The organism is Agrobacterium fabrum str. C58 (assembly GCF_000092025.1).
Taxonomy (GTDB): domain Bacteria; phylum Pseudomonadota; class Alphaproteobacteria; order Rhizobiales; family Rhizobiaceae; genus Agrobacterium; species Agrobacterium fabrum.
Genome location: NC_003062.2, coordinates 736,378 through 761,600, shown reverse-complemented (window position 1 = coordinate 761,600; position 25,223 = coordinate 736,378). Strand labels below are relative to the sequence as shown.

30 protein-coding genes are annotated in these 25,223 nt (G+C 60.1%); 21 read left to right on the top strand and 9 right to left on the bottom strand.

The annotated features are described in order from the left end of the window. The first annotated feature begins 3 nt into the window (after positions 1–3). The 3 genes from tldD to ATU_RS03765 all read left to right on the top strand — a co-directional run bounded on the left by tldD (position 4) and on the right by ATU_RS03765 (position 2,730). Positions 4–1,419 carry a metalloprotease TldD gene (gene tldD / locus ATU_RS03775; RefSeq protein WP_006309817.1) on the top strand — a complete coding sequence of 472 codons (1,416 nt, stop codon included), beginning with the start codon at positions 4–6 and terminating at the stop codon, positions 1,417–1,419. Positions 1,420–1,611: 192 nt separating this feature from the next. Then, positions 1,612–2,049, top strand: a complete 438-nt coding sequence (locus ATU_RS03770; RefSeq protein ID WP_010971133.1) for a bleomycin resistance protein — start codon at positions 1,612–1,614, stop codon at positions 2,047–2,049. Positions 2,050–2,055: 6 nt separating this feature from the next. After that, the gene (locus ATU_RS03765) at positions 2,056–2,730 is read left to right on the top strand and encodes an HAD family hydrolase (protein ID WP_010971132.1); all 675 of its coding nucleotides are present in this window, start codon (positions 2,056–2,058) and stop codon (positions 2,728–2,730) included. On the opposite strand, the gene ATU_RS03760 is transcribed toward ATU_RS03765, so the two are convergent. Next, complete coding sequence (locus tag ATU_RS03760; protein ID WP_010971131.1) at positions 2,719–3,027, bottom strand: pyrophosphohydrolase domain-containing protein; 309 nt, start codon at positions 3,025–3,027, stop codon at positions 2,719–2,721. The two genes, ATU_RS03765 and ATU_RS03760, sit on opposite strands and share 12 nt — an antisense overlap. A 153-nt stretch (positions 3,028–3,180) precedes the next feature. Between ATU_RS03760 and ATU_RS03755 the strand changes: the two genes are divergently transcribed. Beyond that, complete coding sequence (locus ATU_RS03755) at positions 3,181–3,960, top strand: sulfite exporter TauE/SafE family protein (RefSeq protein WP_006309813.1); 780 nt, start codon at positions 3,181–3,183, stop codon at positions 3,958–3,960. Positions 3,961–3,990: 30 nt separating this feature from the next. On the opposite strand, the gene pdxH is transcribed toward ATU_RS03755, so the two are convergent. Next, the gene (gene pdxH / locus ATU_RS03750; RefSeq protein ID WP_006309812.1) at positions 3,991–4,611 is read right to left on the bottom strand and encodes a pyridoxamine 5'-phosphate oxidase; all 621 of its coding nucleotides are present in this window, start codon (positions 4,609–4,611) and stop codon (positions 3,991–3,993) included. Between the two features lie 56 nt (positions 4,612–4,667). Here pdxH and ATU_RS03745 point away from each other — a divergent pair, with 56 nt between their 5' ends. The 4 genes from ATU_RS03745 to ATU_RS03730 all read left to right on the top strand — a co-directional run bounded on the left by ATU_RS03745 (position 4,668) and on the right by ATU_RS03730 (position 8,013). Further along, on the top strand, positions 4,668–5,117 hold the full coding sequence (locus tag ATU_RS03745) for an RT0821/Lpp0805 family surface protein (protein WP_010971129.1): 450 nt from the start codon (positions 4,668–4,670) through the stop codon (positions 5,115–5,117). 209 nt (positions 5,118–5,326) lie between these two features. After that, positions 5,327–6,442, top strand: coding sequence for a DnaJ C-terminal domain-containing protein (locus tag ATU_RS03740; protein WP_010971128.1), 1,116 nt, complete (start codon positions 5,327–5,329; stop codon positions 6,440–6,442). A gap of 131 nt (positions 6,443–6,573) precedes the next feature. Beyond that, a complete protein-coding gene (gene fabI, locus ATU_RS03735) occupies positions 6,574–7,392 on the top strand; it encodes an enoyl-ACP reductase FabI (RefSeq protein ID WP_010971127.1) in 819 nt (272 codons plus the stop codon). A gap of 30 nt (positions 7,393–7,422) precedes the next feature. Next, positions 7,423–8,013 carry a histidine phosphatase family protein gene (locus tag ATU_RS03730; protein ID WP_010971126.1) on the top strand — a complete coding sequence of 197 codons (591 nt, stop codon included), beginning with the start codon at positions 7,423–7,425 and terminating at the stop codon, positions 8,011–8,013. A 163-nt stretch (positions 8,014–8,176) separates the two neighbouring features. On the opposite strand, the gene ATU_RS03725 is transcribed toward ATU_RS03730, so the two are convergent. Continuing rightward, positions 8,177–8,437, bottom strand: a complete 261-nt coding sequence (locus ATU_RS03725; protein WP_006309807.1) for a DUF1344 domain-containing protein — start codon at positions 8,435–8,437, stop codon at positions 8,177–8,179. A gap of 40 nt (positions 8,438–8,477) precedes the next feature. Between ATU_RS03725 and ATU_RS03720 the strand changes: the two genes are divergently transcribed. The 3 genes from ATU_RS03720 to ribB are packed head-to-tail and all read left to right on the top strand — an operon-like array spanning position 8,478 to position 11,085. Beyond that, complete coding sequence (locus ATU_RS03720) at positions 8,478–8,885, top strand: hypothetical protein (RefSeq protein WP_162180285.1); 408 nt, start codon at positions 8,478–8,480, stop codon at positions 8,883–8,885. After that, on the top strand, positions 8,875–9,972 hold the full coding sequence (aroC, locus tag ATU_RS03715; RefSeq protein WP_010971124.1) for a chorismate synthase: 1,098 nt from the start codon (positions 8,875–8,877) through the stop codon (positions 9,970–9,972). Before ATU_RS03720 ends, aroC begins: the two co-directional genes overlap by 11 nt. 12 nt (positions 9,973–9,984) lie before the next feature. Next, positions 9,985–11,085 carry a 3,4-dihydroxy-2-butanone-4-phosphate synthase gene (ribB, locus tag ATU_RS03710; protein WP_010971123.1) on the top strand — a complete coding sequence of 367 codons (1,101 nt, stop codon included), beginning with the start codon at positions 9,985–9,987 and terminating at the stop codon, positions 11,083–11,085. Between the two features lie 180 nt (positions 11,086–11,265). Here ribB and ATU_RS03705 read toward each other — a convergent pair whose 3' ends face one another. Beyond that, positions 11,266–12,462 (bottom strand): winged helix-turn-helix domain-containing protein, encoded by a 1,197-nt coding sequence (locus ATU_RS03705; protein WP_010971122.1) that lies wholly within the window; start codon positions 12,460–12,462, stop codon positions 11,266–11,268. A gap of 112 nt (positions 12,463–12,574) precedes the next feature. Between ATU_RS03705 and ATU_RS03700 the strand changes: the two genes are divergently transcribed. The 7 genes from ATU_RS03700 to dxs all read left to right on the top strand — a co-directional run bounded on the left by ATU_RS03700 (position 12,575) and on the right by dxs (position 18,864). Further along, complete coding sequence (locus ATU_RS03700) at positions 12,575–13,255, top strand: energy-coupling factor ABC transporter ATP-binding protein (RefSeq protein ID WP_010971121.1); 681 nt, start codon at positions 12,575–12,577, stop codon at positions 13,253–13,255. Continuing rightward, entirely contained in the window at positions 13,252–13,884 is a 633-nt protein-coding gene (locus ATU_RS03695) for an energy-coupling factor transporter transmembrane component T family protein (RefSeq protein ID WP_010971120.1), read from the top strand. The genes ATU_RS03700 and ATU_RS03695 overlap by 4 nt, the downstream gene beginning before the upstream one ends. Before the next feature lie 5 nt (positions 13,885–13,889). After that, positions 13,890–14,453 carry a biotin transporter BioY gene (locus ATU_RS03690; protein ID WP_010971119.1) on the top strand — a complete coding sequence of 188 codons (564 nt, stop codon included), beginning with the start codon at positions 13,890–13,892 and terminating at the stop codon, positions 14,451–14,453. Between the two features lie 25 nt (positions 14,454–14,478). Next, a complete protein-coding gene (locus tag ATU_RS03685; protein WP_010971118.1) occupies positions 14,479–15,414 on the top strand; it encodes a histone deacetylase family protein in 936 nt (311 codons plus the stop codon). 2 nt (positions 15,415–15,416) lie between these two features. Further along, positions 15,417–15,671 (top strand): exodeoxyribonuclease VII small subunit, encoded by a 255-nt coding sequence (locus ATU_RS03680; RefSeq protein WP_003503059.1) that lies wholly within the window; start codon positions 15,417–15,419, stop codon positions 15,669–15,671. A gap of 260 nt (positions 15,672–15,931) precedes the next feature. Then, positions 15,932–16,855, top strand: coding sequence for a pirin family protein (locus tag ATU_RS03675; protein ID WP_006309798.1), 924 nt, complete (start codon positions 15,932–15,934; stop codon positions 16,853–16,855). Between the two features lie 89 nt (positions 16,856–16,944). Then, positions 16,945–18,864, top strand: a complete 1,920-nt coding sequence (gene dxs, locus ATU_RS03670) for a 1-deoxy-D-xylulose-5-phosphate synthase (RefSeq protein ID WP_010971117.1) — start codon at positions 16,945–16,947, stop codon at positions 18,862–18,864. 42 nt (positions 18,865–18,906) lie between these two features. On the opposite strand, the gene ATU_RS03665 is transcribed toward dxs, so the two are convergent. After that, complete coding sequence (locus tag ATU_RS03665) at positions 18,907–19,269, bottom strand: nuclear transport factor 2 family protein (protein WP_010971116.1); 363 nt, start codon at positions 19,267–19,269, stop codon at positions 18,907–18,909. Positions 19,270–19,376: 107 nt separating this feature from the next. Between ATU_RS03665 and ATU_RS03660 the strand changes: the two genes are divergently transcribed. Both ATU_RS03660 and ATU_RS03655 read left to right on the top strand, forming a co-directional pair. Next, the gene (locus ATU_RS03660; RefSeq protein ID WP_010971115.1) at positions 19,377–20,171 is read left to right on the top strand and encodes a helix-turn-helix domain-containing protein; all 795 of its coding nucleotides are present in this window, start codon (positions 19,377–19,379) and stop codon (positions 20,169–20,171) included. A 5-nt stretch (positions 20,172–20,176) separates the two neighbouring features. Then, positions 20,177–20,485 (top strand): putative quinol monooxygenase, encoded by a 309-nt coding sequence (locus ATU_RS03655; protein ID WP_035256328.1) that lies wholly within the window; start codon positions 20,177–20,179, stop codon positions 20,483–20,485. Positions 20,486–20,538: 53 nt separating this feature from the next. Here ATU_RS03655 and ATU_RS03650 read toward each other — a convergent pair whose 3' ends face one another. Genes ATU_RS03650 through ATU_RS03640 form a run of 3 tightly spaced genes read right to left on the bottom strand, consistent with a single transcriptional unit; the run spans position 20,539 to position 21,827 of the window. Next, on the bottom strand, positions 20,539–20,910 hold the full coding sequence (locus ATU_RS03650; RefSeq protein WP_010971114.1) for a nuclear transport factor 2 family protein: 372 nt from the start codon (positions 20,908–20,910) through the stop codon (positions 20,539–20,541). A 42-nt stretch (positions 20,911–20,952) separates the two neighbouring features. After that, positions 20,953–21,336, bottom strand: a complete 384-nt coding sequence (locus ATU_RS03645) for an ACT domain-containing protein (protein ID WP_010971113.1) — start codon at positions 21,334–21,336, stop codon at positions 20,953–20,955. Positions 21,337–21,374: 38 nt separating this feature from the next. Beyond that, positions 21,375–21,827: an Lrp/AsnC family transcriptional regulator gene (locus ATU_RS03640; protein WP_010971112.1), complete on the bottom strand. Its 453-nt coding sequence runs from the start codon at positions 21,825–21,827 to the stop codon at positions 21,375–21,377. Between the two features lie 119 nt (positions 21,828–21,946). Here ATU_RS03640 and ATU_RS03635 point away from each other — a divergent pair, with 119 nt between their 5' ends. After that, positions 21,947–22,909 carry a nucleoside recognition domain-containing protein gene (locus ATU_RS03635; protein ID WP_010971111.1) on the top strand — a complete coding sequence of 321 codons (963 nt, stop codon included), beginning with the start codon at positions 21,947–21,949 and terminating at the stop codon, positions 22,907–22,909. Between the two features lie 69 nt (positions 22,910–22,978). Here the strand turns inward: ATU_RS03635 and ATU_RS03630 are convergent, their stop codons facing one another. Then, positions 22,979–25,000 (bottom strand): methyl-accepting chemotaxis protein, encoded by a 2,022-nt coding sequence (locus ATU_RS03630; protein ID WP_010971110.1) that lies wholly within the window; start codon positions 24,998–25,000, stop codon positions 22,979–22,981. Positions 25,001–25,223 lie beyond the last annotated feature (223 nt).

Below are 25,223 nucleotides of genomic sequence, written 5' to 3'. Positions count from 1 at the left end.
GAGATGACCGACGACCTTGTAAAACTCTTCGATTGCGATGAAACGCAATTGCGCAAGCTCGTCGGAGAGGCGCTTGCCGGTGCTGACGATGGCGAATTGTTCATCGAGCATGCCCAGGCCGAATCGTTGACCTTCGACAATGGCCGCCTGAAGGGTGGGTCCTTCAACACCGACCAGGGTTTTGGCCTGCGCGCCGTTGCCGGCGAGACGGTGGGTTACGCCCATGCAGGCGAGCTTTCCGAAGGGGCGCTGAAGCGCGCTTCGGACGCGGTCGGCGCTGTCACCCGGGGTTATTCCGGCTCCTATGCCGCCGCACCCCAGCGCACCAACAAGAAGCTCTACGGCGACGAAAACCCTATCGGCAGCCCGAGCTTTGAAGAGAAAGTGAAGCTGCTCACCGACATCGACGCCTATCTGCGCGACAGGGACGACAAGGTCCGGCAGGTGACGGCGACGATTTCCGCCAGCTGGCAGGTGGTGGATATTCTGCGTGCCGATGGCCATCGCGTCAGCGACATCCGCCCCATGACCCGCATCAACATCTCCGTGGTGGCGGGCGAAGGCGACCGGCAGGAGAGCGGCTCTTATGGCATTGGCGGGCGCGTCGGTTTCGGCGATTTCATCACCACGGAAAACTGGCAGCGCGGCGCAGATGAAGCGCTGCGGCAGGCGCTCGTCAACCTTACCGCCATCGATGCACCGGCCGGCACCATGGATGTCGTTCTCGGCTCAGGCTGGCCCGGCGTCATGCTGCACGAGGCGGTTGGCCATGGCCTTGAAGGCGATTTCAACCGCAAGAAGACCTCGGCCTTTGCCGGCCTGATGGGAGAAATGGTCGCCGCCCCCGGCGTGACGGTCGTGGATGACGGCACGATCGACAGCCGCCGCGGTTCGCTGACCATCGACGACGAAGGCACGCCCTCGGCTTATAATGTGCTGATCGAAAATGGCAGGCTCGTCGGATATATGCAGGACCGCCAGAACGCCCGGCTGATGGGCGCGAAGGCGACCGGCAACGGCCGCCGGCAGGGTTATGCCTATGTGCCGATGCCGCGCATGACAAATACCTACATGCTCTCCGGCGACAAGACGCCGGAAGAAATCATCTCCTCCGTGAAGAAGGGCATCTACGCCGTTTCCTTCGGCGGGGGCCAGGTGGATATCACCTCAGGCAAATTCGTGTTCGGCTGCACCGAGGCCTACCTTATCGAGAATGGCAAGATCGGCGCGCCGGTGAAGGGCGCGATGCTGATCGGCAACGGGCCGGATGCGATGAAGCGCGTCTCAATGATCGGCAATGATTCCAAGCTCGATACCGGCATCGGCAATTGCGGCAAGGCCGGGCAATGGGTGCCGGTTGGTGTCGGCCAGCCGCATCTGCGCATGGACCAGATCACCGTGGGTGGCACGAAGGCGTAGGTCAACGGCGCAGGCGCGGCAACGGAAGCAGCGACAATTCTCACCCGCAGCGTCGCAGCCACCTACCAGCCCATAGCCTCACACATGGCTGCCATGATGAGGTTTCCTCTGGTGTGCAGACCGGAAGACGATAAGATCATCGTTTATGGCAGGCCATCCTCCCATCGCCCGGCCTGCGCGACAAAGGAGACCCTGACCATCATACGAAATGCCCTCGTTCCCGAGCTTGCCGTCAGCGACTGGCAGAAGAGCCGCGCATTTTATTGCGATCTGATCGGTTTTCATGTGGTTTATGAGCGGCCCGAAGAGGGGTTTGCCTATCTGGCGCTGGGCGATGCGCAGCTGATGATCGACCAGATTGGTGCCACCCGGACCTTTGTTTCGGGCAATGCTTCGCTCGAGCCGCCGTTTGGCCGCGGCATGAACCTGCAGCTCGCCGTTCCTTCCCTGCAGCCCATTCTTTTCCGGCTCGAACGGGCCCTGATCGGTCTTGTGCTCGAGCCTGAGGAAAAATGGTACAGGCGCGGCACGGTCGAAGTGGGCAACCGGCAATTCATCGTCGCCGATCCGGATGGGTATCTGATCCGCCCGTTCGAAAGCCTCGGCGAACGTGCCTTCCGGTTCGGTTGAGCGACCATGCTGCCTTTTCTGCCGCATGCCGTGGTCTTCGACATGGACGGATTGCTGATCGAAAGCGAGACGCTCTATCGCGATTCGTTTCTGGCGGCCTCTGAGGAAGGCGGCCATGGCATGAAGGTCGAGACCTATCAGAAGGTTTGCGGCAGCCCGTGGGATGTCATCACCGGCACCATCTTTGCCGATTATGGCGCGGATTTTCCGATGGCGACCTTCCGTGACGCCTGGCTCCGGCATCTCGGCCTGATGATGGCGGACGGCGTAGCGCTGAAACCCGGCGTCGTCGAAATCCTCGATCTTCTCGACCGGCTCGATATCCGCCGCGCCATCGCCACCTCGTCGCGGCACGATTCGGTGACGCGCCATCTCGGCCCTTACGATCTTCTCAGACGTTTCGACACCATCGTCGCGCGTGGCGATTATACCGAGCCGAAGCCTGCGCCCATGCCCTATCTCACCGCCGCACGACGGCTAAGGCTCGATCCGGGCCGTTGCCTTGCGCTCGAGGATTCCTATTCCGGCGTCCGCTCCGCGACATCGGCGGGCATGATGACGATCATGGTGCCCGATGTCGCACCGCCGACCGAGGAAATGCGGAAAAAGTGCGTTGCCGTCGCAAGCGACCTTCACGACGTGGCGGCCATGTTGGAAAAGCTGGAGCCTTCACGGTTTTGACGGCGCAAAGCGCCACTTGCGCTCGATCGCTCCTTCAATATCGAGACCGTTATAATGGGCCAGTAACAGCACATGGCCGAGGAGATCGGCGGTTTCGTCGGCGAGATCCCGCTTCATCTCTTCTTTGCTCCTACCCTTTATGCGCCCCCGTCCCGTCAGCCGGTTCCAGGCCTGTGTCACCTCGCCAACTTCTTCTTGAAGCTTCAGCATGTACCAGTCCGGGTCGCGGAATATTCCGTTTTCAGCGGCATATTTTTGCGAGGCCTCTTCAAACCGAGGCATCATGTCAGCAAACATTTGTTCATCCTTTGTTCCTGCCCTACAACTCTAATCATGATTCTCTGACCGCGTCGACCTGTCAGGCGTCACGCAGCCACGAACCGAAATTTCCGCGACATGCGCCCGCAAGCGAGATAGGGAAAAGATATTCGAACAAACGTGCCATCACCCATGTCCCATCTCGACTTCCTGTCGTCGCTCATCACCGCGCATAGTCCCATGCTGCTTGCCATGTTTGCCGGGGCCGCGTGCCTTGCCGGCCTTGCCCGCGGTTTTTCCGGTTTTGGTGCGGCGCTCATCTTCATTCCGCTTGCGAGCGCCATTGTCGGCCCGCGCATCGCCTCGGCGGTGCTGCTGGTGGTTGACGGCGTCCTGACGCTCGGCATGATCCCGCCCGCCTTTCGCATGGCGGACCGGCGCGAGGTTTTCATCATGGCCGCCGGCGCTTTTGTCGGCGTGCCCATTGGAACCCTACTGCTTTCAAAGGGTGATCCGCTGACTCTGCGCTGGCTCATCTCCGGCGTGGTCGTGGTGCTGCTGGTGTTTCTGGTGTCCGGCTGGCGTTACAGCGGCCGGCCGAAAACGCCGCTCACCCTCTTCACCGGGCTTCTGGCCGGGCTGTTTTCGGGGGCCGCGCAGCTGGGCGGCCCGCCGGTTGTCGCCTATTGGCTGGGTGGTGCGCTGAAAGGCGCTTTTGTGCGCGCCAATGTCATTCTTTATTTCGCGGTTTCGACAGTCTTCTCCATCGCCAGCTATTTTGTCAGTGGCCTGTTCACCGTCGATGTCTTCGTGTTTTTCCTGCTGGCCCTGCCCTTTTATGCGGTGGGCCTTTATGCCGGCGCGCGATTGCATGGGCTTGCCGATGAAGCGGCGTTCCGGCGCATCTGCTACGGTCTGATCGCCATTTCCGCGGTGATCGGCCTGCCGCTGTTTGATTCGCTGCTGAAATAGGCAGGCCGCGATGGCCTGCCCTGATGGCGTTCAGGGATACATGCGGACCTTGGACCAGGCACCGTCGGGCGTCTCGCGACGGAATTCGATGCGGTCGTGCAGGCGAAACTTGCGGTCGTGCCAGAATTCGATGCTGACGGGGCGGATGCGGAAACCGGACCAATGGGACGGGCGCGGAATTTCGCCGATCGCATATCTGGCGGTATATTCGGCCACCGCTTTTTCCAGCGCGAAACGGCCTTCCAGCGGCCGCGACTGTTTGGAAGCCCAGGCGCCTATGCGGCTGCCGCGCGGGCGCGAGGCGTAATAGGCATCCGCCTCCTCGTCGCTCACGATCTCCACCTCACCGCGCAGACGCACCTGCCGGCGAAGGCTTTTCCAGTGGAAACACATGGCCGCTTTTTTCTGGCCGAGAATCTCTTGGCCCTTCTGGCTTTCGAAATTCGTGTAGAAAACAAAGCCGCGGTCATCGACACCTTTCAGCAGCACCATGCGCACATTCGGCAGGCCATTTTCGTCCACGGTCGCGAGCGCCACCGCGTTCGGATCGTTGATTTCAGAAGCCGTCGCATCCTTCAGCCATTCGGCAAAAAGCGCAAAAGGTTCATTTTCTTCCGTGAAGTCACTGGATGTTAACCCCGTTTCCGACATATTGACTAAAATGCTCCCGAGCTGATTTGGACCCCAGAGATGATCTCTGGCGATAGATGGTGACCGTCATAGCAAAGTCGAACAGTCGAACAAAGAGCCTCCTTTCGTCGGTAGCGGAAGTTTCCGCCGTCGTGTCGATGCTTGTGGTGCTGAGCGGTTGCGTCAGCCTTGACCTGTTCGGCGGCGACAAGGTCGACCGCTCGCTTTCCACCGCCTCCGTTCCCAACCAGCAGAATGGCAGTGTCCAGACCGACGACGTGACCATCCGCAACGCGGTCACATCGGCCGATCTTGCCAAGCTTGCCGACCAGCCGCTGCCCTGGGCCAATGCCGCCACCGGCAGCGCCGGCGTCGTCACCACTATTCATGAAGACAAATCCAGCGGTTTCGTCTGCCGCAATTTCAAGACGACACGCCACTCCTTCGAGGGCGTGGCAGCTTATTCCGGACAGGCCTGCCTATCGGAAACCGGCGAATGGTTGATGACCCGCTTCGAGCAGAAATAATCTGTTTACCCTTCCATATGGAATAAAACCGGCCCTGCCCCGGCACACTCCTTCCGTAAAGGAGTGATTAGCAACTTATTGCAACAGTCGGCGTTGATTAAACCGAGGGCGTGCAGGCGAATGATCGCAGGCATCCCTTTTCGGAGGGGTTAGTTTCAGGATTGCGCCATGAGCGGCGGCAGACTGAGCCAACGTAACTGGTGTTTCGCATGCGCGATCCTTATTCTATCCTCGGTGTGAAACGTGACGCCCGTCACGAGGACATCAAGGCCGCCTGGCGCACGAAGGCGAAAACCGTCCATCCGGACGCCAATCGCGACGATCCCGATGCTTCGGCGCGATTCGCCGAGATCGGACAGGCCTACGATCTTCTGAAAGATTCGAAAAAGCGCGATCTCTACGATCAGGCCCGACAGGCGGCTGAGAAGAAAAAGCGCGGCGAAACCATCATGCAGCAGCGGGAAGCCGCGCGTGAAGCGGCAGAGCGCGCCAAGGCCGCCGAAAAGCTGATGGAAGAACTGGCCCGCGCGGATGCCCGCAACCGGGCGCAGACCGGCCAGAAAACCGACGCCAAGCCGGAAACCGCCGAAGATATCGTCGAGCGGATCTTTGGGGCGGACGCCCAGAACGACCCTAAGGTGCAGCAGGCTGCGGAAGCGGCGAAGGCTGCGGCAAGTGCCGCGAAAGGCGACATACCCGCCGCCGGTGACACTGCCCAGTCTGCCGCCGGCGATGACAGGACCGCGCCCGCCTCACTGGCCGTCAATCTCTTCAACGCCCTCGTGCGCCGTTTCCGCCCCGCGCAGCCGGCCGCGGAAAAGGTGCCCGATATCACGGCGGAAGCCACCGTTACGGTCGCCGATCTTCTGGAACACAAGTGGGTCACCCTGCAGCTTGCCGACGAACGCGAAATCCGCTTCCAGCTCGAGGCCGGCATGGCGGATGGGCATATCGTGCGGCTGAAGGGACAGGGACTGAAGCTTCCCAACCTGGCGCGCGGCGATCTTGCCGTGACATTGCTGGCCGCCCGGGATGACGCCTTTTCCCTGCGTGGCTTCGACATCCATACGACCTTGCCGATCTCGCTCAGCGACGCGGTTCTCGGCTGCGAAGCGAAAGTCGCGACACCGCTCGGCGAAGAAAATATCACCATTCCGGCATGGTCCGGCTCGGACCGCGTGCTGAGGCTTGCCGGCAAAGGCCTTGCCGATGGCAAGGGCGGTTCGGGCGATCTGGTCATAGAATTGCGCATCGTCCTGCTCGAAAAGCCGGACGAGAAGGTAACCGACCTGATGCGTCACATGCGCGAAGGCCTGTATTTGTGAAAGTTTTGCGAATAGCCGGGACAAAGCACCCTTTGTTACGCTCCCTAACAGTTGATGATCTTTGGCAATCTTGAACAGGATTGCAGCCTATGCCATAGGCAGGACCGATCAAAAGTATTAGGGAGCACAAAATGGCTCAGGCATCCGGCCTCATGGCTGGCAAACGCGGCCTCATCATGGGCGTCGCCAATAACCGTTCAATCGCTTGGGGCATTGCAAAGGCCTGCGCGGATGCAGGTGCGGAACTCGCACTCACCTGGCAGGGTGACGCATTGAAGAAGCGCGTCGAGCCTCTCGCGCAGGAACTCGGCGCTTTCATGGCCGGCCATTGCGACGTGACCGATCTCGAGACGATCGACTCCGTTTTTGCCTCGCTGGAACAGCATTGGGGCAAGATCGACTTCGTCGTGCACGCCATTGCGTTCTCCGACAAAGACGAGCTGACCGGCCGTTATCTCGATACCAGCCGCGACAACTTCAACCGCACCATGGATATTTCCGTGTTCTCGCTGGCCGCCGTTGCAAAGCGCGCAGAGCCCATCATGAATGACGGCGGTTCGATCATCACGCTTACCTATTACGGCGCCGAAAAGGTCATGCCGAATTACAACGTGATGGGCGTGGCCAAGGCCGCTCTTGAAGCCAGCGTGCGTTATCTCGCCGTCGACCTCGGTAATCGCGGCATCCGCGTCAACGCCGTTTCCGCCGGCCCGATCAAGACGCTTGCGGCTTCCGGCATCGGCGATTTCCGTTACATTCTGAAGTGGAACGAATATAATGCGCCGCTGAAGCGCACCGTTACCATCGAGGAAGTCGGCAAGTCGGCGCTCTACCTGTTGTCCGACCTTTCGACGGCCGTGACCGGTGAAATCCACCATGTCGATTCCGGCTATCACACCATCGGCATGAAGGCAGTGGATGCGCCTGACATTTCGGTCGTTAAGGACTAAGCCTGCGACGTTTGAAAACGGGGTATCGCCTTGCTCGTCTATGTGATCCGACACGGACAAACGGACTGGAATGCGATACGCCGGCTTCAGGGCCAGAAAGACATTCCGCTCAATGATTTCGGCCGCCAGCAGGCGGTCGGCAATGGCAGGATTCTCGCCCGCCTTTTGGGTGAACGGGCCACGGATTTCGATTATGTGGCAAGCCCGCTCGGGCGCACGCGCGAGACCATGGAACTGATGCGCGGCGCGATGGGTCTTGACCCTCTCGCCTACCGCACCGACGACCGTTTGATCGAAGTCTCCTTCGGCGACTGGGAGGGGCAGACCCTGCCCGACCTCAAGAAGGAATTCCCCGACCGGGTGAAGGCGCGCAAGGCCAATAAATGGGATTTCATTCCCCCCGGCCAGGATGCTGAAAGCTATGAAATCCTCTCCTGGCGCATCGGCGCATGGCTTTCCTCCGTGGAGGTGCCGACGATATGCGTCTGCCATGGCGGCGTCATCCGCTCGATCTTCCGGCTTGTTTCAGGCATGGATAAGGACGAGGCGTCGAGGACGCAAATTCCGCAGGACCGGATTTTGAAGGTCGAGATGGACCGAAACAGTGCGGAATGGATTTAGTGAGGGCTCAAGAAGCATAACCCTCGGCATTATCATCCCTGAGACGCTTTTATTTGGCTGAACGCCGCCGCTTCTTTCTTCTCCCCGGCGGGGAGAAGAAACGGATGATATCGCTCGTTTCTCAACGGCGTTTTAACGTCATGACTGAGTAAGAGGGCGCAGCTTACTCAACGACCTGGAGATCGTCGACCACGCGTTTCCCATCCACTTCCGTGTAGAAAACCACGACTTTCACGCCCGCTTTCAGACCTTCGAAATTGAACTCTTCCGGTACGCGATAGGTCTTGCCGTCATTGAGCGTAATGCTCAGCCCATTCGCATCGATCTTGCTGATCGTGCCTTCCACGTCGACGCTCTGGGCGAAGCTGTTGATGGGCATCAGGAGGTTGGCGGTGGCCAGAAGGGCGGCAATCATCATACGCATCGATCTAGCTTTCGTGAATTTGCGTGAAAACCTTACATGCATGAAGAATTGCCTTTCGAATGTGGCGGAAATTGCCCGCAACCATGACATTTTCGGCCCAATTGATGAACGGATTTCAAATCCTGTTCAAGCCGTTAGTGATTTTTACACCGCATTTTCCGGCAATATTGGAAAACTCGGGTTTAAGGTGGAAAACCTCGGCTCTTTTACAATTTCGTCACCTCGGAAAATCCGTCGACACCGTCGAATCGCTTTCCACCGCCCATGTCTGAGACTGTCGTTTTTCGTCGTTTCCCAAGTCGTGAACGGTACGTCACCTTCTTATCCCGTTTGCGATGAAAGAAAGGCTTTTGCCTTGCCCAGATTTTCCACTAAGACAAATCCGCTTGTTTTAAACGGCGCCGTCCACAGGCGCCCTGTTTCCGGTCTTGAGAACTATGTCGCATAACAGTTTCGGTCATCTTTTTCGCGTTACTACCTGGGGTGAAAGCCACGGGCCGTCACTTGGCTGTGTGGTGGATGGTTGCCCGCCCGGCATCCGCTTTACCCTTGCCGAGGTGCAGCACTGGATGGACAAGCGCAAGCCCGGCCAGAGCCGCTTCGTGACCCAGCGCCGCGAGGATGACATCGTGAAGGTTCTGTCCGGCGTGATGCTGGACGAGGACGGCGAGACGATGACGACGACAGGCACGCCGATTTCCATGCTGATCGAAAATACCGACCAGCGCTCCAAGGATTACGGTGAGATTGCCAGGCGTTTCCGCCCGGGCCATGCGGATTTCACCTATGACCTGAAATATGGCATTCGCGATTATCGCGGCGGCGGGCGTTCTTCTGCGCGCGAGACGGCGGCGCGTGTCGCCGCCGGCGCAATCGCCCGCAAGGTGGTGCCAAGCCTCAATGTGCGTGGCGCGCTGGTGCAGATCGGCAAACACAAGATCAACCGCGACAATTGGGATTGGGATCAGGTCGACCAGAACCCGTTCTTCTGCCCTGATCCCGAGATGGTGCCCGTCTGGGAAGAGTATCTCGATGGTATCCGCAAGTCCGGCTCCTCCATCGGCGCGGTGGTCGAAGTGGTGGCGGAAGGGGTTCCGGCCGGCATCGGCGCGCCGATCTATGCCAAGCTCGATCAGGATATCGCCTCCAGCCTGATGTCGATCAACGCCGTCAAGGGCGTGGAGATCGGCGAAGGTTTTGCCTCGGCCGAGCTTTCCGGCGAGGAAAATGCCGACCAGATGCGCATGGGCAATGACGGCAAGCCGATTTTCCTCTCCAACCATGCCGGCGGCATTCTGGGCGGCATCGCGACCGGTGAGCCTGTTATCGCCCGCTTCGCCATCAAGCCCACCTCCTCCATCCTGACGGAGCGCCTGTCCATCGATACCGATGGCAACAATGTCGATGTGCGCACCAAGGGCCGCCACGACCCCTGCGTCGGCATCCGCGCCGTTCCGATCGGTGAAGCGATGATCGCCTGCACCGTTGCCGACCATTACCTGAGAGACCGCGGCCAGACCGGCCGACTGAAATAAGGGGATATCGCCATGGCCTATGACCAGAAACGCGTTGTCGACGCCATCCGCGCATTCGAAGCCGGCGAAATCGTTGTCGTGACCGATGATGACGACCGCGAGAACGAAGGCGATCTGATCATTTCGGCGGTTCACTGCACGCCGGAAAAAATGGCGCTGATCGTGCGCCATACATCCGGCATCGTCTGCGCGCCGATGCCGCGCGAAGAAGCGAAGCGTCTGAACCTCAACGCCATGGTGGCGGAAAACGACAGCGCCCACACGACGGCCTTCACCGTCAGCGTCGATTTCAAGCACGGCACAACGACCGGCATTTCCGCCGATGACCGCACCCTAACGGTGCGCAATCTTGCCAATCCCAATGTCGGCGCTTCCGACTTCACCCGGCCGGGCCATATTTTCCCGCTGATTTCCCGCGAAGGCGGCGTGTTGATGCGTTCCGGCCACACCGAAGCGGCCGTCGATCTCTGCCGGCTCGCCGGCCTGCCGCCCATCGGTGTCATCAGCGAGCTTGTGAATGATGATGGCAGCGTGATGCGCGGCCCGCAGGTTCTGGATTTCGCCGACAAACACGGCATGAAACATGTGTCGGTTGCCGACCTCATCGCCTATCGCCAGCGCAAGGAAACACTGGTGGAGATGGAATCCTCCTTCACCATCGAGACGCCCTTCGGGCCGGCCATGGCGCAGACCTATTCCCTGCCCTGGGACCCGATGCAGCATATGGCGGTGATTTTCGGCGACATCAGGGACGGCGTCGACATTCCCGTTCGCCTGCATACGGAAAATGTCGCCGACGACGTATTCGGCGACCGTCAGCCAGTGCGGCATTACATGCAGAAGATCGCTGAAGAAGGCCGCGGCGTCATCGTCTATCTGCGCGAGGGCTCCGTCGGCGTCGGCCAGGTCGCCGGACGCCGCAAGGCGCGTGATCCCGATGAAGCGCATGCGCAGGCCCGCTCTCGCGAGAATGAATGGCTGGAAATCGGCCTTGGCGCACAAATTCTCAAAGACCTCGGCATCAGCTCCATCAAGCTGCTGACAACCCGCGAACGCCATTATGTCGGGCTTGAAGGGTTCGGCATCCAGATTTCGGCGACGGATATCTGCTGATTTTAAGCTTCACTGACGCTGAGCATCAATTCGCCCATCGGTGAATATGGAGCGGGCGGATATCGCTTGTTTCTTCTCCCCGGCGGGAGAAGAAATATGCCGCAACCGAAAATGCAGCATTACGGATTGGTAACCTTGTGTCAGGGAGGCACCCGCCTCGCAATCATCCGTGTGAAAACCTCAGCTTTCCCCCCGCCATCCCTCAAGATAATTCACGCTCTCCACCCCTGTAAACCGCGCCAGCCTCACCAGTTCCGCATCGAGCTTCTCCAGTCGCCCGGCCGAAGCGCGCACACCGGGTTCGAGCCACAGGCGGCGTACATCCAGCGTGCTGCGCTTGCGATCTGCCTTCATGTCGATGCGTCCAATAACACGGTCGCCCTCCAGAAGCGGGAAGACATAATAGCCATATTGCCGCTTCGGCTCCGGTACGAAGACCTCGATACGGTAATAAAAGCCGAATAGCCGTTCGGTGCGATTGCGGTCGCGCAGCAGCGGATCGAAGGGGCTCAAGACCCGGACGCGGGAAGACGGTTCCGGCACATCCGTCAGGTCAGCTGTGAAATCGGCGAAGGCAAAAGACGGGCGGGCAGTTTCGCCATCGCTGGAGAAAAGCGAGACCTCACACAATTCGTCGCGATGGCTTTTGACCCAGTCCCTCGCCTCCTGCGGGGTGACGAGATCGAAAAAGGCGGCGATTTCGCCGTGAGTGGCGAAACCCAGCCGCTTCAGCGCCTGACGGCAGGCCCAGTCGACGAATTCGGCGTGCTCCACCTCGGTTTCGTGATGCTCGCCGGGAATGACCCGTTCGGCCAGATCATAGACCTTCTGGAAATTCACGCGGCCGGCAATTGCGAGCTTGCCGGTGTGCCAGAGATATTCGAGGGCGGTCTTGGAGGGATGCCAGTTCCACCAGCCGCCGGACTGGTGCCCCTCCTCTTTCAGCTCCCGCGCCAGAACCGGACCGGTTGCCGCAATGCGCTCCAGCGTTTCGCCGAAAGCCGCATCAAAGCCCTCACCGTGCCATTTGCGCCAGCGCTCCTGAATGATCGGTTCGCGGCGGCGGAAGCGATGTTTCCAATAGGGATAAAATTCCGTCGGCACGATGGAGGCATCATGCGTCCAGTGCTCGAAAAGCGCGCGGTCCTTTTCCAGCAGCGTGGTCAGATGGTCGCGCCGGTAGGTCTGGTTGCGGGAGAAAATAATCTGGTGGTGGGCGCGCTCCACCGTGCCGATGCTATCCACCTGCACAAAACCGATATCGGTTATGAGCTGCAACAGGTCGCTCTTGGAAAGCGCCTTGCCGGGCGGCGAGGAAAGCCCCTGCCGCGCCAGAAAAATTCGTCTTGCCGCTTCGTTCGAAACCTTGATCACCATGGTGGCGAAGGTAGAACGGCTTTTTCAGGATTGCAATGTTCTTTTTTTGTTCCTTGTTTCACTTCTGTTGATGACGGGGTATAGAACCGGAAACGAGCGCGAGGATAAAAGCTTGGAAATCCGTTTCGACGCCGCCGGTGTCGCTTTCGAGGGCCGGCAGGCCCTGCAGCCGCTGTCCTTGACATTGATCGAACGGCGTATCGGCGTGATCGGCCTCAACGGCTCGGGCAAGACGACCTTTGCGCGGCTGATCAACGGGCTGAACAAGCCAAGCCAAGGCAAGGTTTTGGTGAACGGTCTCGATACCGTGGCGGACGCCAAAGCGATCTTGCAGATGGTCGGCTTCATCTTCCAGAATCCACAGAACCAGATCATCCTGCCGATCGTACGCGACGATGTCGCCTTCGGTCTCAAGCGGCTCGGTCTCGGCAAAACGGAAATCGAAAACCGGGTGAAGGCCGTTCTCGCCCGGCTCGCTGTTTCCCATCTTGAGGAACGGCGCGCGCATGAGCTTTCCGGCGGGGAGTTGCAGCTTGCGGCGCTGGCCGCGCTGCTGGTCACCGAACCGCAAATCCTCATCCTCGACGAGCCGACCAACCAGCTTGATCTCAAAAACCGGGCTATCGTGGAAAAGACCATGGCGGCGCTGTCGCAGTCCTTGATCGTCATCACCCACGACCTGCCGCTGCTTCAAGGCTTCGACCGTGTGCTTGTTTTCCATGGTGGCGCGCTGGTTGCCGATGCCGGCCCCGAAGAGGCGGTGGCACGCTATCTGGAGGTGGCGGCGCAATGAAATCGCTGCATGTGGAAGGCACGGGATGGTTCTACCGCGTCTCGCCGCGCCTCAAACTCCTGACGCTCATGGGCTTCAGCATCGCGCTGTTCCTCACCCGCGACCTCGTTCTGTTGGGATGCGCCGCTATTCTGGCCGCCGTAATCCTGCGCGAAACGCGGCTGCCGTTCCGGGAAATCGGCGTGCGGTTGCGGCCGGTGATGCTGACCATTTTCCTTGTCGCGGCCTTCAGCTATCTGCTGCTGCCGGCGCAGGATGCGAGCGTCAATCTCCTGCGGCTGACGGCGCTGGCGCTGCTTGCCACAGCCGTCACCATCACCGTGAGCATTTCAGCGTTCATGGATGAGATTACACTTGCCACCGCGCCGCTGGAAAGGCTGGGGCTGGTGAAGGCTGCCGATATCGGGCTTGCGGTCGGGCTCGTCGTGCGGTTTGTGCCTGAGATCGTCAACCGTTACCATGCGGTGCGTGATGCGCATCGCGCGCGCGGCCTGCCCGTGCGGATGGCGACCATCATCGTGCCACTGGTGATTATGACGTTGAAGGATGCCGATGCCATTGCCGACGCCATTGACGCGCGTGGTTTCAGAGGCCAAAGCTTTCGGCCAGACAACCATCCGGAGTTTTGAGCGCCATGACGACCCGCGACCTTGTGCTGATTTCGCTGTTTTCCGCCATCATCATCGCACTTGGGCTGCTGCCGCCGATCACGCTCGGTTTCATTCCGGTGCCCATCACCGCGCAGTCGCTTGGCGTCATGCTTGCGGGCGTCGTGCTGGGGGCAAAACGCGGCACGCTCGCGGTTCTACTGACGATCCTGATTGCCGGCATCGGCCTTCCTGTCCTTTCCGGTGGACGCGGCGGCCTTTCCATCTTCACCACCCCGACGACAGGCTTCCTGATCGGCTGGATCGCAGCCGTATTCGTCACCGGTTTCCTCTCGGAGAAATTTGTCCATAGCGGCCAGTCGGCCCTGGCGCAGGGCGTCGGCTTCTTCGTCGCCAGCCTGATCGGTGGCGTGGTGGTGCTTTATGCTTTCGGCATCACCTATCTGGCGCTGGTCGTCGGGCTTGGTTTCGAAAAGGCCTTCATTGGCTCGCTCCTCTTCATTCCGGGCGATGCGCTGAAGGCCGTTCTTGCCGCACTGGCCGGCCGCGCCGTCATGGCCGGTTATCCGCTGCTGCCGCAGCGCGCCTGATCGAGCTTTCTCCGGGAGGACAAGAATGGCGACCCGCCTATACGAACATCCGATCTTCCTTGAGCATATCACGCCCGAAGGCCACCCCGAGCGGCCGGACCGTCTGCGGTCGCTGAACATCGCGCTTGAACATCCGAATTTCGAGCGGCTGGACCGGAAGGAAGCGCCGCAGGCCAATGAGGATGCGGTGCTTCTGGCGCATCCGGAAGAGCATCTCCTTGCCGTCATGCGACAGGTGCCGGAAGAAGATGGCGAGATCAACCGCATCGAGTCCGACACCTATCTCTCCCCGAAAAGCCTGCAGGCGGCGCTGACAGGCATCGGCGCTGCCATGGCAGCGGTGGATGACGTGTTTAGCGGTGCGGCCGACAATGTCTTCGTCGCTGCCCGCCCACCCGGCCACCACGCGGAAACCGCCAAGGCCATGGGTTTCTGTCTCTTCAACAATGTGGCGATTGCCGCCCGCCATGCGCAAAAGGCGCACGGTGCAGAGCGCATTGCCATCATCGACTGGGACGTGCATCACGGCAACGGCACGCAGGATATCTTTTGGAACGACATATCCGTGCTGTTTTGTTCCACACATCAGATGCCGCTTTACCCGTGGAGCGGCGATAAAAACGAAACCGGCGTAAAGAACAACATCGTCAACGCGCCGCTTTCGCCCAATACCGGCAGCGACCATTTTCGCGAAGCGTTCAAATCGCGGGTTCTGCCGGCAATCGCCGATTTTTCGCCTGACCTCATCCTCATCTCCGCCGGTTTTGACGCGCATCACCGCGATCCGCTGGCGCAGATCAATCTGGTGGGCGAGGATTTTGACTGGGCAACCGGCCGGCTTCTGGAAATGGCCGATAAATACGCCTCCAACCGGGTCGTCAGCCTGCTGGAAGGTGGTTATGATCTGGAAGGGCTGGCGGAATCGGCAGCCATGCATATTTTGAGAATGATGAAGGGTTGAACATGACGGAAAATGCCAACACAGCCGATGTCAGCGGTTATTCTTTCGAAAAAGCCGTCGCCGAGCTGGAAAGCATTGTCGCACGTCTGGAACGCGGCGACGTGGCGCTGGACGAATCCATCGCCATCTACGAGCGCGGCGAAGCCCTGAAGAAACATTGCGAAACGCTGCTGAACGCCGCCGAGAAGCGGATCGAGAAAATCCGTCTCGATCGTGCGGGCAAGCCGCAGGGCGTGGAGCCGCTGGACGGGGAGTGACTGGCCCTTCCCTCATTCCTGTGCCTGTCACAGGAATCTAGCCAGACCAAGTCCTTGGGCTGAAAAGACTCTTCCCGCCGCGCAGACGCGCGTCGGCTGGATTCCTGTGACAAGCACAGGAATGAGGGAGGTTGGGAGGAGACGATCAATTACCGCCCTCGCATCCAGTGACAATGCACAAACACAGCGTTCGACATCCCGACACTCCCCCTCGCCGTCCGTTATGATAAACTCCCGCCTGACGATACGAGGAGCTGACCATGTCCTTCTTTCCCGGTAACGATCCCGTCGCGGGTGATGCCTTTGCCTGCGATGCCATCGAGAACCTCATCATTCCCCGTACCAGCGATATTGGCGGCTTTGCCGTGCGGCGTGCGCTGCCAACGCGGCAGCGGCGGCTTGTCGGGCCGTTCATCTTTTTCGACCGCATGGGTCCGGCGATCCTGAAGGCCGGTGAGGCGCTGGATGTGAAGCCGCATCCGCATATCGGGCTTTCTACCGTCACCTATCTGTTCGACGGCGAAATCAAGCATCGCGACAGTCTCGGTACCGAGCTCGTCATCCGCCCCGGCGATATCAACCTGATGACGGCCGGGCGTGGCATCGTGCATTCGGAACGCACGCCGGAAAACCTGCGTGGTCATCCACTGTCCATGTCCGGCCTGCAGACCTGGCTTGCGCTTCCCGACCATATGGAAGAAATCGCCCCGGCCTTTGCTCACACGGCGAAAGAAGACATGCCGCTGATCGATATCAAAGGTGCGTCGGGCCGGGTGGTGATCGGCGAATTCGAAGGGCTCACCTCCCCCGTTTCGGCCTTTACCGATACGCTTTATGTCGATCTTTCGCTGGAGCCGGGGGTAAAATTCCCCTTCTCTGCCGATCATGAGGAGCGGGCGATCTATATTCTGTCCGGTTCACTGGATGTGGCCGGGGATATCTTCGCAGCCGATCAGCTGCTTGTCTTCCGGCCGGGCGACGACATCACGCTGCAGGCCGGCAGCAATGGCTGTCACATCATGATTTTTGGCGGGGCAGCACTCAATCAGCGCCGTTACATCTGGTGGAACTTCGTTTCGTCATCAAAAGAACGCATAGAACAGGCCAAACAGGAGTGGAGAACCGGACGCTTCGATATCGTTCCCGGCGACGAAGAAGAGTTTGTCCCTTTGCCGGAAGGTTGAAATTCTATAGAAGTATACGACATGCAGGGCTCACCCGCCGGCTTTCGTGATAGAGGGCACCCTGCGGACCACCAGAAAAGGCCGAACGATTGACCGGAATGCCACAGACACCATTGCTCGACCGGGTGAATTTTCCCTCCGATCTCAAGGAGATCGATGATCGCGACCTGCCGGAACTGGCACGGGAACTGCGCGACGAGATGATTGACGCGGTGTCGAAGACCGGTGGCCATCTGGGTGCCGGCCTCGGTGTGGTGGAACTGACGATTGCCATTCACAAGGTGTTCAACACGCCGGAAGACCGGCTGATCTTCGATGTCGGCCACCAATGTTATCCGCACAAAATCCTGACCGGCCGGCGTGACCGCATCCGCACGCTTCGACAGGAAGACGGGCTTTCCGGTTTCACGCGGCGGGCCGAAAGCGAATATGACGATTTTGGCGCCGGCCATTCCTCCACCTCCATTTCCGCCGGTCTCGGCATGGCGGTGGCGGCGGGGCTCGATGGCAGCGACCGCAAGGTCATCGCCGTGATCGGCGACGGTTCAATGTCGGCCGGCATGGCGTTCGAAGCGCTCAACAATGCCGGTGCACTCGATGCGCGGCTGATCGTCATCCTCAACGATAACGACATGTCGATTGCGCCGCCGACGGGTGCGATGAGCGCCTATCTGGCGCGGCTGGCCTCCGGCCGCACCTATATGGGCTTTCGCGATTTCGGCAAGAAACTGACCGCCTATCTCGGCAAGACCATCGATCGCGCCATTACCCGCGCCGTGACCCATGCCCGCGGTTATGTGACCGGCGGCACGCTGTTCGAGGAGCTTGGTTTCTATCACATCGGCCCGATCGACGGTCATTCCTTCGATCACCTTTTGCCGGTGCTTCGCAATGTGCGCGACAACCAGAAAGGCCCTGTCCTGATCCATGTGGTGACGCAGAAGGGCAAGGGTTACGCCCCGGCGGAAGCGGCAGCGGACAAATATCACGGCGTCAACAAGTTCGACGTCATCACCGGCGCGCAGGCGAAAGCCAAGCCAAATGCGCCGAGCTATACCAGCGTGTTTGCCGAAGCGCTGATCCAGGAAGCGACCCTCGACGAGAAGATCATCGGTGTCACCGCTGCCATGCCGAATGGTACCGGGCTGGACAAGATGGCCGAGCTTTTCCCGTCCCGCACCTTCGATGTCGGCATTGCCGAGCAACACGCAGTCACCTTCGCGGCGGGACTTGCGGCCGATGGTTACAAGCCGTTCTGCGCGCTTTATTCCACCTTCCTGCAACGCGGTTACGACCAGCTGGTGCATGATGTGGCGATCCAGAGCTTGCCCGTGCGTTTCCCCATCGATCGCGCCGGCTTCGTCGGCGCCGACGGACCGACCCATGCCGGCTCCTTCGACACGACGTTCCTCGCCACCCTGCCCGGCATGGTGGTGATGGCGGCGGCCGACGAGGCGGAGCTAAAACATATGGTCCGCACGGCGGCGGCTTACGATGAAGGCCCGATTTCATTCCGTTATCCGCGCGGCGAAGGTGTCGGCGTCGAAATGCCGGCACGCGGTGAGATTCTCCAGATCGGCAAAGGCCGCATCATCAAGGAAGGCACCAAGGTTGCCCTCCTCTCCTTCGGAACGCGGCTTGCGGAATGCCTTGCGGCCGCCGAAGATCTCGATGCCGCGGGCCTTTCGACTACGGTTGCCGATGCGCGCTTCGCCAAGCCGCTCGATCTCGATCTCATCCGCCAGCTTGCCGCCCATCACGAGGTTCTGGTAACGATCGAGGAAGGTTCTGTCGGCGGTTTTGGTGCGCATGTGCTGCATTTCATGGCCAGCGCCGGCCTACTCGACCATGGCCCGAAGGTTCGGACCCTGACCCTGCCCGACCAGTGGGTGGAGCAGGCCAAGCCTGAGACCATGTATGCCAATGCCGGCCTCGACCGCGCCGGCATCGTTTCCACCGTGTTTAATGCGCTCGGCCAGCGTCAGGCCGGCGTCGGTTTCGCCGGCTGACAAGATTGCCGGGACAGGAGGCGGGACTATCCCGCCTCTTTCTCAGGATACAGCGCCATCGAGAAAACCGACGACATTGTCGATCCGTCCCTCGGTATTGAGGCTGACGACATCGGTACCACCCGCAACATCATCCCCATCAGGCGAAATGAGCCGCCATGAGAAACGGGTGAAGTTGCCGTGGCCATCCGGGGTGCCGGCAAGAACGAAACGATATCCCGGAAATTTCTGCCGCGCCGCCTCGATCATCGCGGCAATCCCCTGCTGGCCTTCGCCCTGCATCAGCGGATCGACATAGCGCGTATTTTCTGCCCATGCCTGACCGACGAGATGCCTGCGGCGTTCATTGTCCTCTTCGTTCCAGGCTGCGAGATAGGTCTGGGCGATTGTGAGATGTTGCGTCATGGTTGCGCTCCTTCTGGTTGACGGCCCAAACATGCCGGCGGTCGGGAAGCGGAACAATTACCTCAGAGGTAATCGCATTGGCGATGTCTTCTGCTAGGCTGCGGGACATGACACATCATCGCGAACATGTCGGCCAGGTGCTGAAAGAATGGCGAGCCCGCCGCAGGCTGAGCCAGCTCGATCTGGCGATAGAGGCGGACATATCGGCGCGCCATCTGAGCTTCGTGGAAAGCGGGCGTTCATCCCCCAGCCGCGAGATGCTCGCGAAACTGGCGGAGCAGCTTTCCATGCCCGCCCGCGCCGCCAACCGGCTGATGCTGGCGGCGGGTTATGCACCTGTTCATTCTGAACGGTCACTGGATGCACCTGACATGGCGGCAGCCCGGCAAGCCGTCGAAACCGTGGTGCATGGGCACATGCCCTTCCCCGCCCTTGCCGTCGACCGGCACTGGAACGTGGTTCTCGCCAATGATGCGATCACATCGCTGCTCGCCGGCGTTTCCGCCGAGCTGCTTCAGTCGCCGCTCAATGCCTTGCGGCTGAGCCTACATCCCGACGGCCTGAGTTCCCGCATCGTCAACCTTGCCGAATGGCGGCACCACCTGCTGGAGCGGTTGAAACGCCAGGTGGAAGAAACCGGAGACGACGTGCTTTCCCGCGTGTATGCGGAGCTTGCGTCCTATCCCGCACCGAAGCTTTCTGCCCATGCCGACGGGGCCGATCCGCTGGCGATACCGCTCCAGCTTCGTGATCCGTCTTCGGGCGCTACCCTCAGCTTCATTTCAACCACCACGGTTTTCGGTACCGCGACCGATGTCACACTGTCCGAACTGGTGCTGGAATGTTTCTACCCCGCCGATGCGGCAACCCGCGCGGCCCTGATGCAAGGCACCCAGGAGTAAGACCCGTGCACACCACCTATCTCATCGGCTTTCAGGTGCGCCCCGGCCAGCGCGAGCGTTTTCTCGAATTGCTGAACGCGCTGCTCGACGCCATGCGACACGAAAAGACCTTCGTGAACGCAACCCTGCACCGCGATGGTGAAAACGAGAACCGCTTCCTGCTGCACGAAACCTGGAGCGACCATCAGGACGTCATCGACGTTCAGATCAACCGCCCGTATCGACAGGCATGGCACGATGCCCTGCCCGATCTTCTGGATGCGCCGCGGGATATTTCCGTCTGGCATCCCATGCGGGCCGACTACGCCACATAACGAAATGGACCGTGAAGAAGCCCCGCGCACGAGACGCGGGTCCTCTGCGCATGCTAGGATTTTTGCGACACTATCCGCGGCTCGCCGATCTTGAACCAAGCCTTGGCGATCCTGCCGTTTTCGACTTCATAGATGCAGGCAACGTCGACCTCTCCCTTTCCTTCCGGAAAGTTCCGCGTGACGGTCTCATGGTCGATGACGACATTTCCAACAATAACGCGCGTCAGCAGTTCCCCGTATAAATCCGGCTCCTTGAAGCGCTCGATGTGGCGCACTCGTATCTCGGCCGCGTTTCCTGCCAGAAGCGTCGCCGGGAACGCATAATACTGACAATCATCCGCCCACCAGGCCATGAATGCATCGATGTCGCGGGCATTATAGGCCTCCAGCTGCTTTTGCACCGGGAGTTCGATTTCACTGTTCAAAACGCACCTCTTTTAGAAAAGCCGTCGTGGCGAAATAGATTTTTAAAGGAGTGAATGCCCTGCATTTGCCAGCAGGTCGGCTGTTTTCTCCAGATCATTGGATCTCACCAGCAGGTGGTCACCGTCGAAAGTCGAAACCACGAATATTCCTATTCCATTGGTCGACAACGGCGAGATGACCGACAGAACGATGCCGGTCTCATCAAAGGCAAACGGACCCTGAAACTTGAAACACGACCAACCGGGATCAACCCGCACATCCTGCGGTATACGATCTATCAGGCAGACGATGGAAAGTTCGTCATCGGTCCGGGTGATGCTGACAAAGCCGCCACCATCGGCCCATGCCGGAATGGCCTCGGACGCGGAAAGCCGGGCTATCCCGTAGGAACCATTCAGGATTTTCAGTTTAATGCGAGGCGCCATCTGGAAATTACCTTTCTGAAAAACCGCGACGGTTCCGGTTAAAGCCGGATCGCCGTTTCTTCTTTCGCCGTCTTGATGACGACCATGGTGAAGAAGCGCGCGACATTGTGCTGGTCGCGGAAAAGCCGGTCACACAGGGCGTCGAATTCCTCCATATCGCGCAGCCGCAGCATCAGCACGACATCGGTTGCGCCGGTGACCGCATAGGCGTGGGATACGGCCTCTTCGGCGCTCGCAATGTCCAGAAAGCGGCGCATATGCTGCTCGCCGTGCAGTTTCAGCTCCACCGTCACCAGCGCCTTGAGGACGCGTCCCGCCTTGGCGGGGTTAAGGATCGCGACAATGCGGTCGATCACGCCGGATGCGCACAGGCGCTGGAGGCGGCGCAGGCAGCTGGAAGGAGACAACCCCACCTCATCGGCCATATCCACATTGGTGCGCGAGGCATCGCCCTGCAGAATGTTCAGTAGTTTCCGGTCGATCCCATCCATGTTGGCAGCTTAGCTCTCTTGAGTTCATTTGCAATAAAATTGCAAGAGAATGCAATCTTTGACCACAAATGCGAAAGGCTTCGGCCTAGAGAAGAGGGGCGATCTTCAGGGAGCCTCAAATGCCATTTTCAACAACCGTCCGGCAGAAAACGCGGGAAACGCTCGGAATTTACTGGGTACTCGTCCGGATTACCGTTCCGATCGCCATATTGACCGAAGTTCTATCGAGAATGGGGGCAATCGAGGCGGCTGCACCGGCCTTTGCGCCCGTCATGAACCTCATCGGACTTCCCCCGGAACTCGGTCTTGCCTGGCTGACGGCGATGCTGGTCGGCATATGGGGGGCGGTGCCGCTCATCTTCACACTCGTCCCAGCATCATCATTGAGCGCTGCGGATATTACCGTTTTTTCGGCGCTTATCCTCTTTGCCCACGGTCTGCCTGTCGAGCAGAAGATCATTGAAAAGGCAGGACCGGGCATGCTCGTTTCCACGGTGCTGCGCATCGGCGGCGGGCTGCTTTATGCGTTTCTGCTGCACCAGCTTCTGGAGGCGACTGGATGGTTGTCTGCACCGGTGAACCCTGCCCGGATTGCGATGAGCACTACGCCTGAATGGACCGGCTATTTCCTCGGTCTCGGGGAAACCATGGTCTGGATGTTTGTCATCCTCCTTGCCCTGTCGTTCGGACTTGAAATCCTTCGCGTCACCGGTCTGCTGGCGCTGATGATGAAGGCGCTTTCTCCGCTCCTGCGTCTTGCCGGCATTCGCGGCGAGGCGGAACATCTCACCGCCATCGGTCTGTTCCTGGGGATTTCCTATGGTGCGGGTTTCCTGATCCGCGAAGCGCAGTCGGGGACGATCTCACCACGCCAGGTGTTTCTATCCTGCGTGTTCATGGGTTTTGCCCATAGCGTGATTGAAGACACGCTGGTGGTGATGTCGCTCGGCGCCGATGTCTATGGCGTTCTCATCGGGCGGCTTGTTTTCGCCATTGCGGCGACCGCCGTCATTGCCGCCCTGCTGCACCGACTGTCCGATGAGCAGTTTTTTGCCCGGATGTTCCGAGTGCAGGGAACATGATATCTCAAGTGATGATGCAAAAACGGGGCCCTGCGGCCCCGTTTTCCGTTATTCAATCTGAAAACGGTCTCAGAATTCCGTCCAGTCCTGATCCTTGGCAGCCGGTGCTTCGGCAGCGCCGCCGAAGGCGCGGGCGAGGCTCTGGCCAAGCGCGCGGGCGGGAGAAGCGACCGGCCGTGCGGCTGCGGAAGCCGACTTGACCGGGGCCTTGCGAACCGGTGCGGCGGGCGCGGGCTGGAAGGCGGGCTTGGCGGAAGACTGGCGCGGCGCGGAATATCCGCCGGCACCGGCGACGGCGGCGCGCGTGCCGCCCATCCGGAACTGGCCAAGCAGGCTGTTCAGCGCTTCCGCTTCGCGGGCCAGAGAATGGCTGGCGGCGGTCTGCTGTTCCACCATGGCGGCATTCTGCTGGGTGCCCTGATCCATCGTGTTCACGGCCGTGTTGATTTCCTGCAGGCCGGTTGCCTGTTCGCGGGCGGCAACGACGATGGCGCTGACATGGGCGTTGATCTCTTCGACTTCCGACACGATGAGTTCCAGAGCCTTGCCGGTCTCATCGACCAGATTGACACCGTTTTCCACCTGCTGGCTGGACGCGCCGATCAGCGTCTTGATTTCCTTGGCAGCATTGGCGGAGCGCTGGGCGAGTTCGCGAACTTCCTGTGCGACAACAGCAAAACCCTTGCCGGCATCACCGGCGCGGGCCGCTTCCACACCGGCATTCAGCGCCAAGAGGTTGGTCTGGAAGGCGATATCGTCGATGACGCCGATGATATTGCCGATTTCACCCGAGGATTTCTCGATCTCGCGCATGGCGGCAACCGCCTTGCGGACCACGACGCCCGACTTCTCCGCACCGGCGCGGGCGCGCTGGACCAGATTGCCGGCATCCTCCGCACCGCGGGCGCTATCACGCACCGTGGTGGTGACTTCTTCCAGAGCCGCAGCGGTTTCTTCGATGGAGGCCGCCTGCTGTTCGGTGCGGCGCGACAGGTCGTCGGCGGCAGAGAGCATTTCCGAAGCGCCGGCATTGATGGCGGCGGCGTTTTCACCCACCGTGCGCAGCGCCTGCTGCAGCTTTTCGACCGCGCTGTTGAAATTCACGCGAACCGGATCGATGGCAGGCACAAAAGGCGTTTCGATGCGATAGGAAAGATCGCCGTCGGCGAGAGCGGCAAGGCCCTTGCCAAGCTCGGCGCTGGCGAAGGCGCTGGCGGCTTCGTCGCGCGCCTTTTCTTCCTCGTTGCGGCGGCGTTCGGCGTCCGTTGCGGAGCGCATGCGGTCAGTCTCCCCGGCAAGGCGGGATTTTTCGAGACCGGCTTCCTTGAAGACCAGAACGGCCTTCGCCATCTTGCCGACTTCGTCGCCACGATCCGTGGCGGGAACTTCCGTCGTCAGGTCGCCATCAGCAAGCCGGCTCATGGCCGCCGTCATGCCGACGATCGGCGTGACGATGGAGCGCGACAGCGCCCAGATCAGGAGAACGGCGAGAAGGCCGGCGACGGCACCGCCGCCCAGAAGCGCGTATTCCAGATTGCGGGCGGCAGCCTGCTGTTCAGCAGCGTAGACGGTGGACAGGCCGTTCAGCTGTTCCTTGATCTTGGCGGCGGCAGCGCGGAAGCCATCAAGCTGACCTTTCGCCTGGTTGCGGCCGATCTCGATGATTTCAGAAATCGGCGCTTCCGTCGTCTTGCGGGCGGCGATCTGCGGCTCTGCCAGTTCCTTGAAGAACACGGTGGCGGATTTTTCCATATCGTCGATGGACTTCAGGATATCAGGCTGGCCGGCGGCCAGGGCGCGGGCGTCGCTGAGCTTCTTCAGCATCAGTTCGCGCTGTGCGAAGACATCATTATAGGTGCTGTCGCTGCGGAACAGCAGGAAACCGCGCTGGTTGACGGCCTGTTCCAGCATGGCCGCCGTCGCACCATCCACAGCCTGGATGATGTCCTTGGTGCGGTTGTTTTCAATCGTGACACGCTCGCTCCCCCGGGTCTGCCAGAACACAACCGCAGACGCGAGCAGACACACGCCCATCAAGGCACAGAAGGTGGCTATGAGCTTCAGGTTAATGGGGAGATTTTTCAGCGACATCGCAAACTCTCTCGGCGACCCGATGCCACGGAGCAAACGTCTGCGCTGCAACGGCCGCAATTTCTGGAAAATGGGGGAGACGCCGTCATGGCAGGTTCCGACCGGCCACACGGGCCTTGCGGACAAAGTGCATTACAAGACTTTATATTGGATTAATCTCATATGTCGTTTTCATGATACCCGCGGCATATTTCTTATGCCTTCCGGAGGGCCTGTGGGGTGG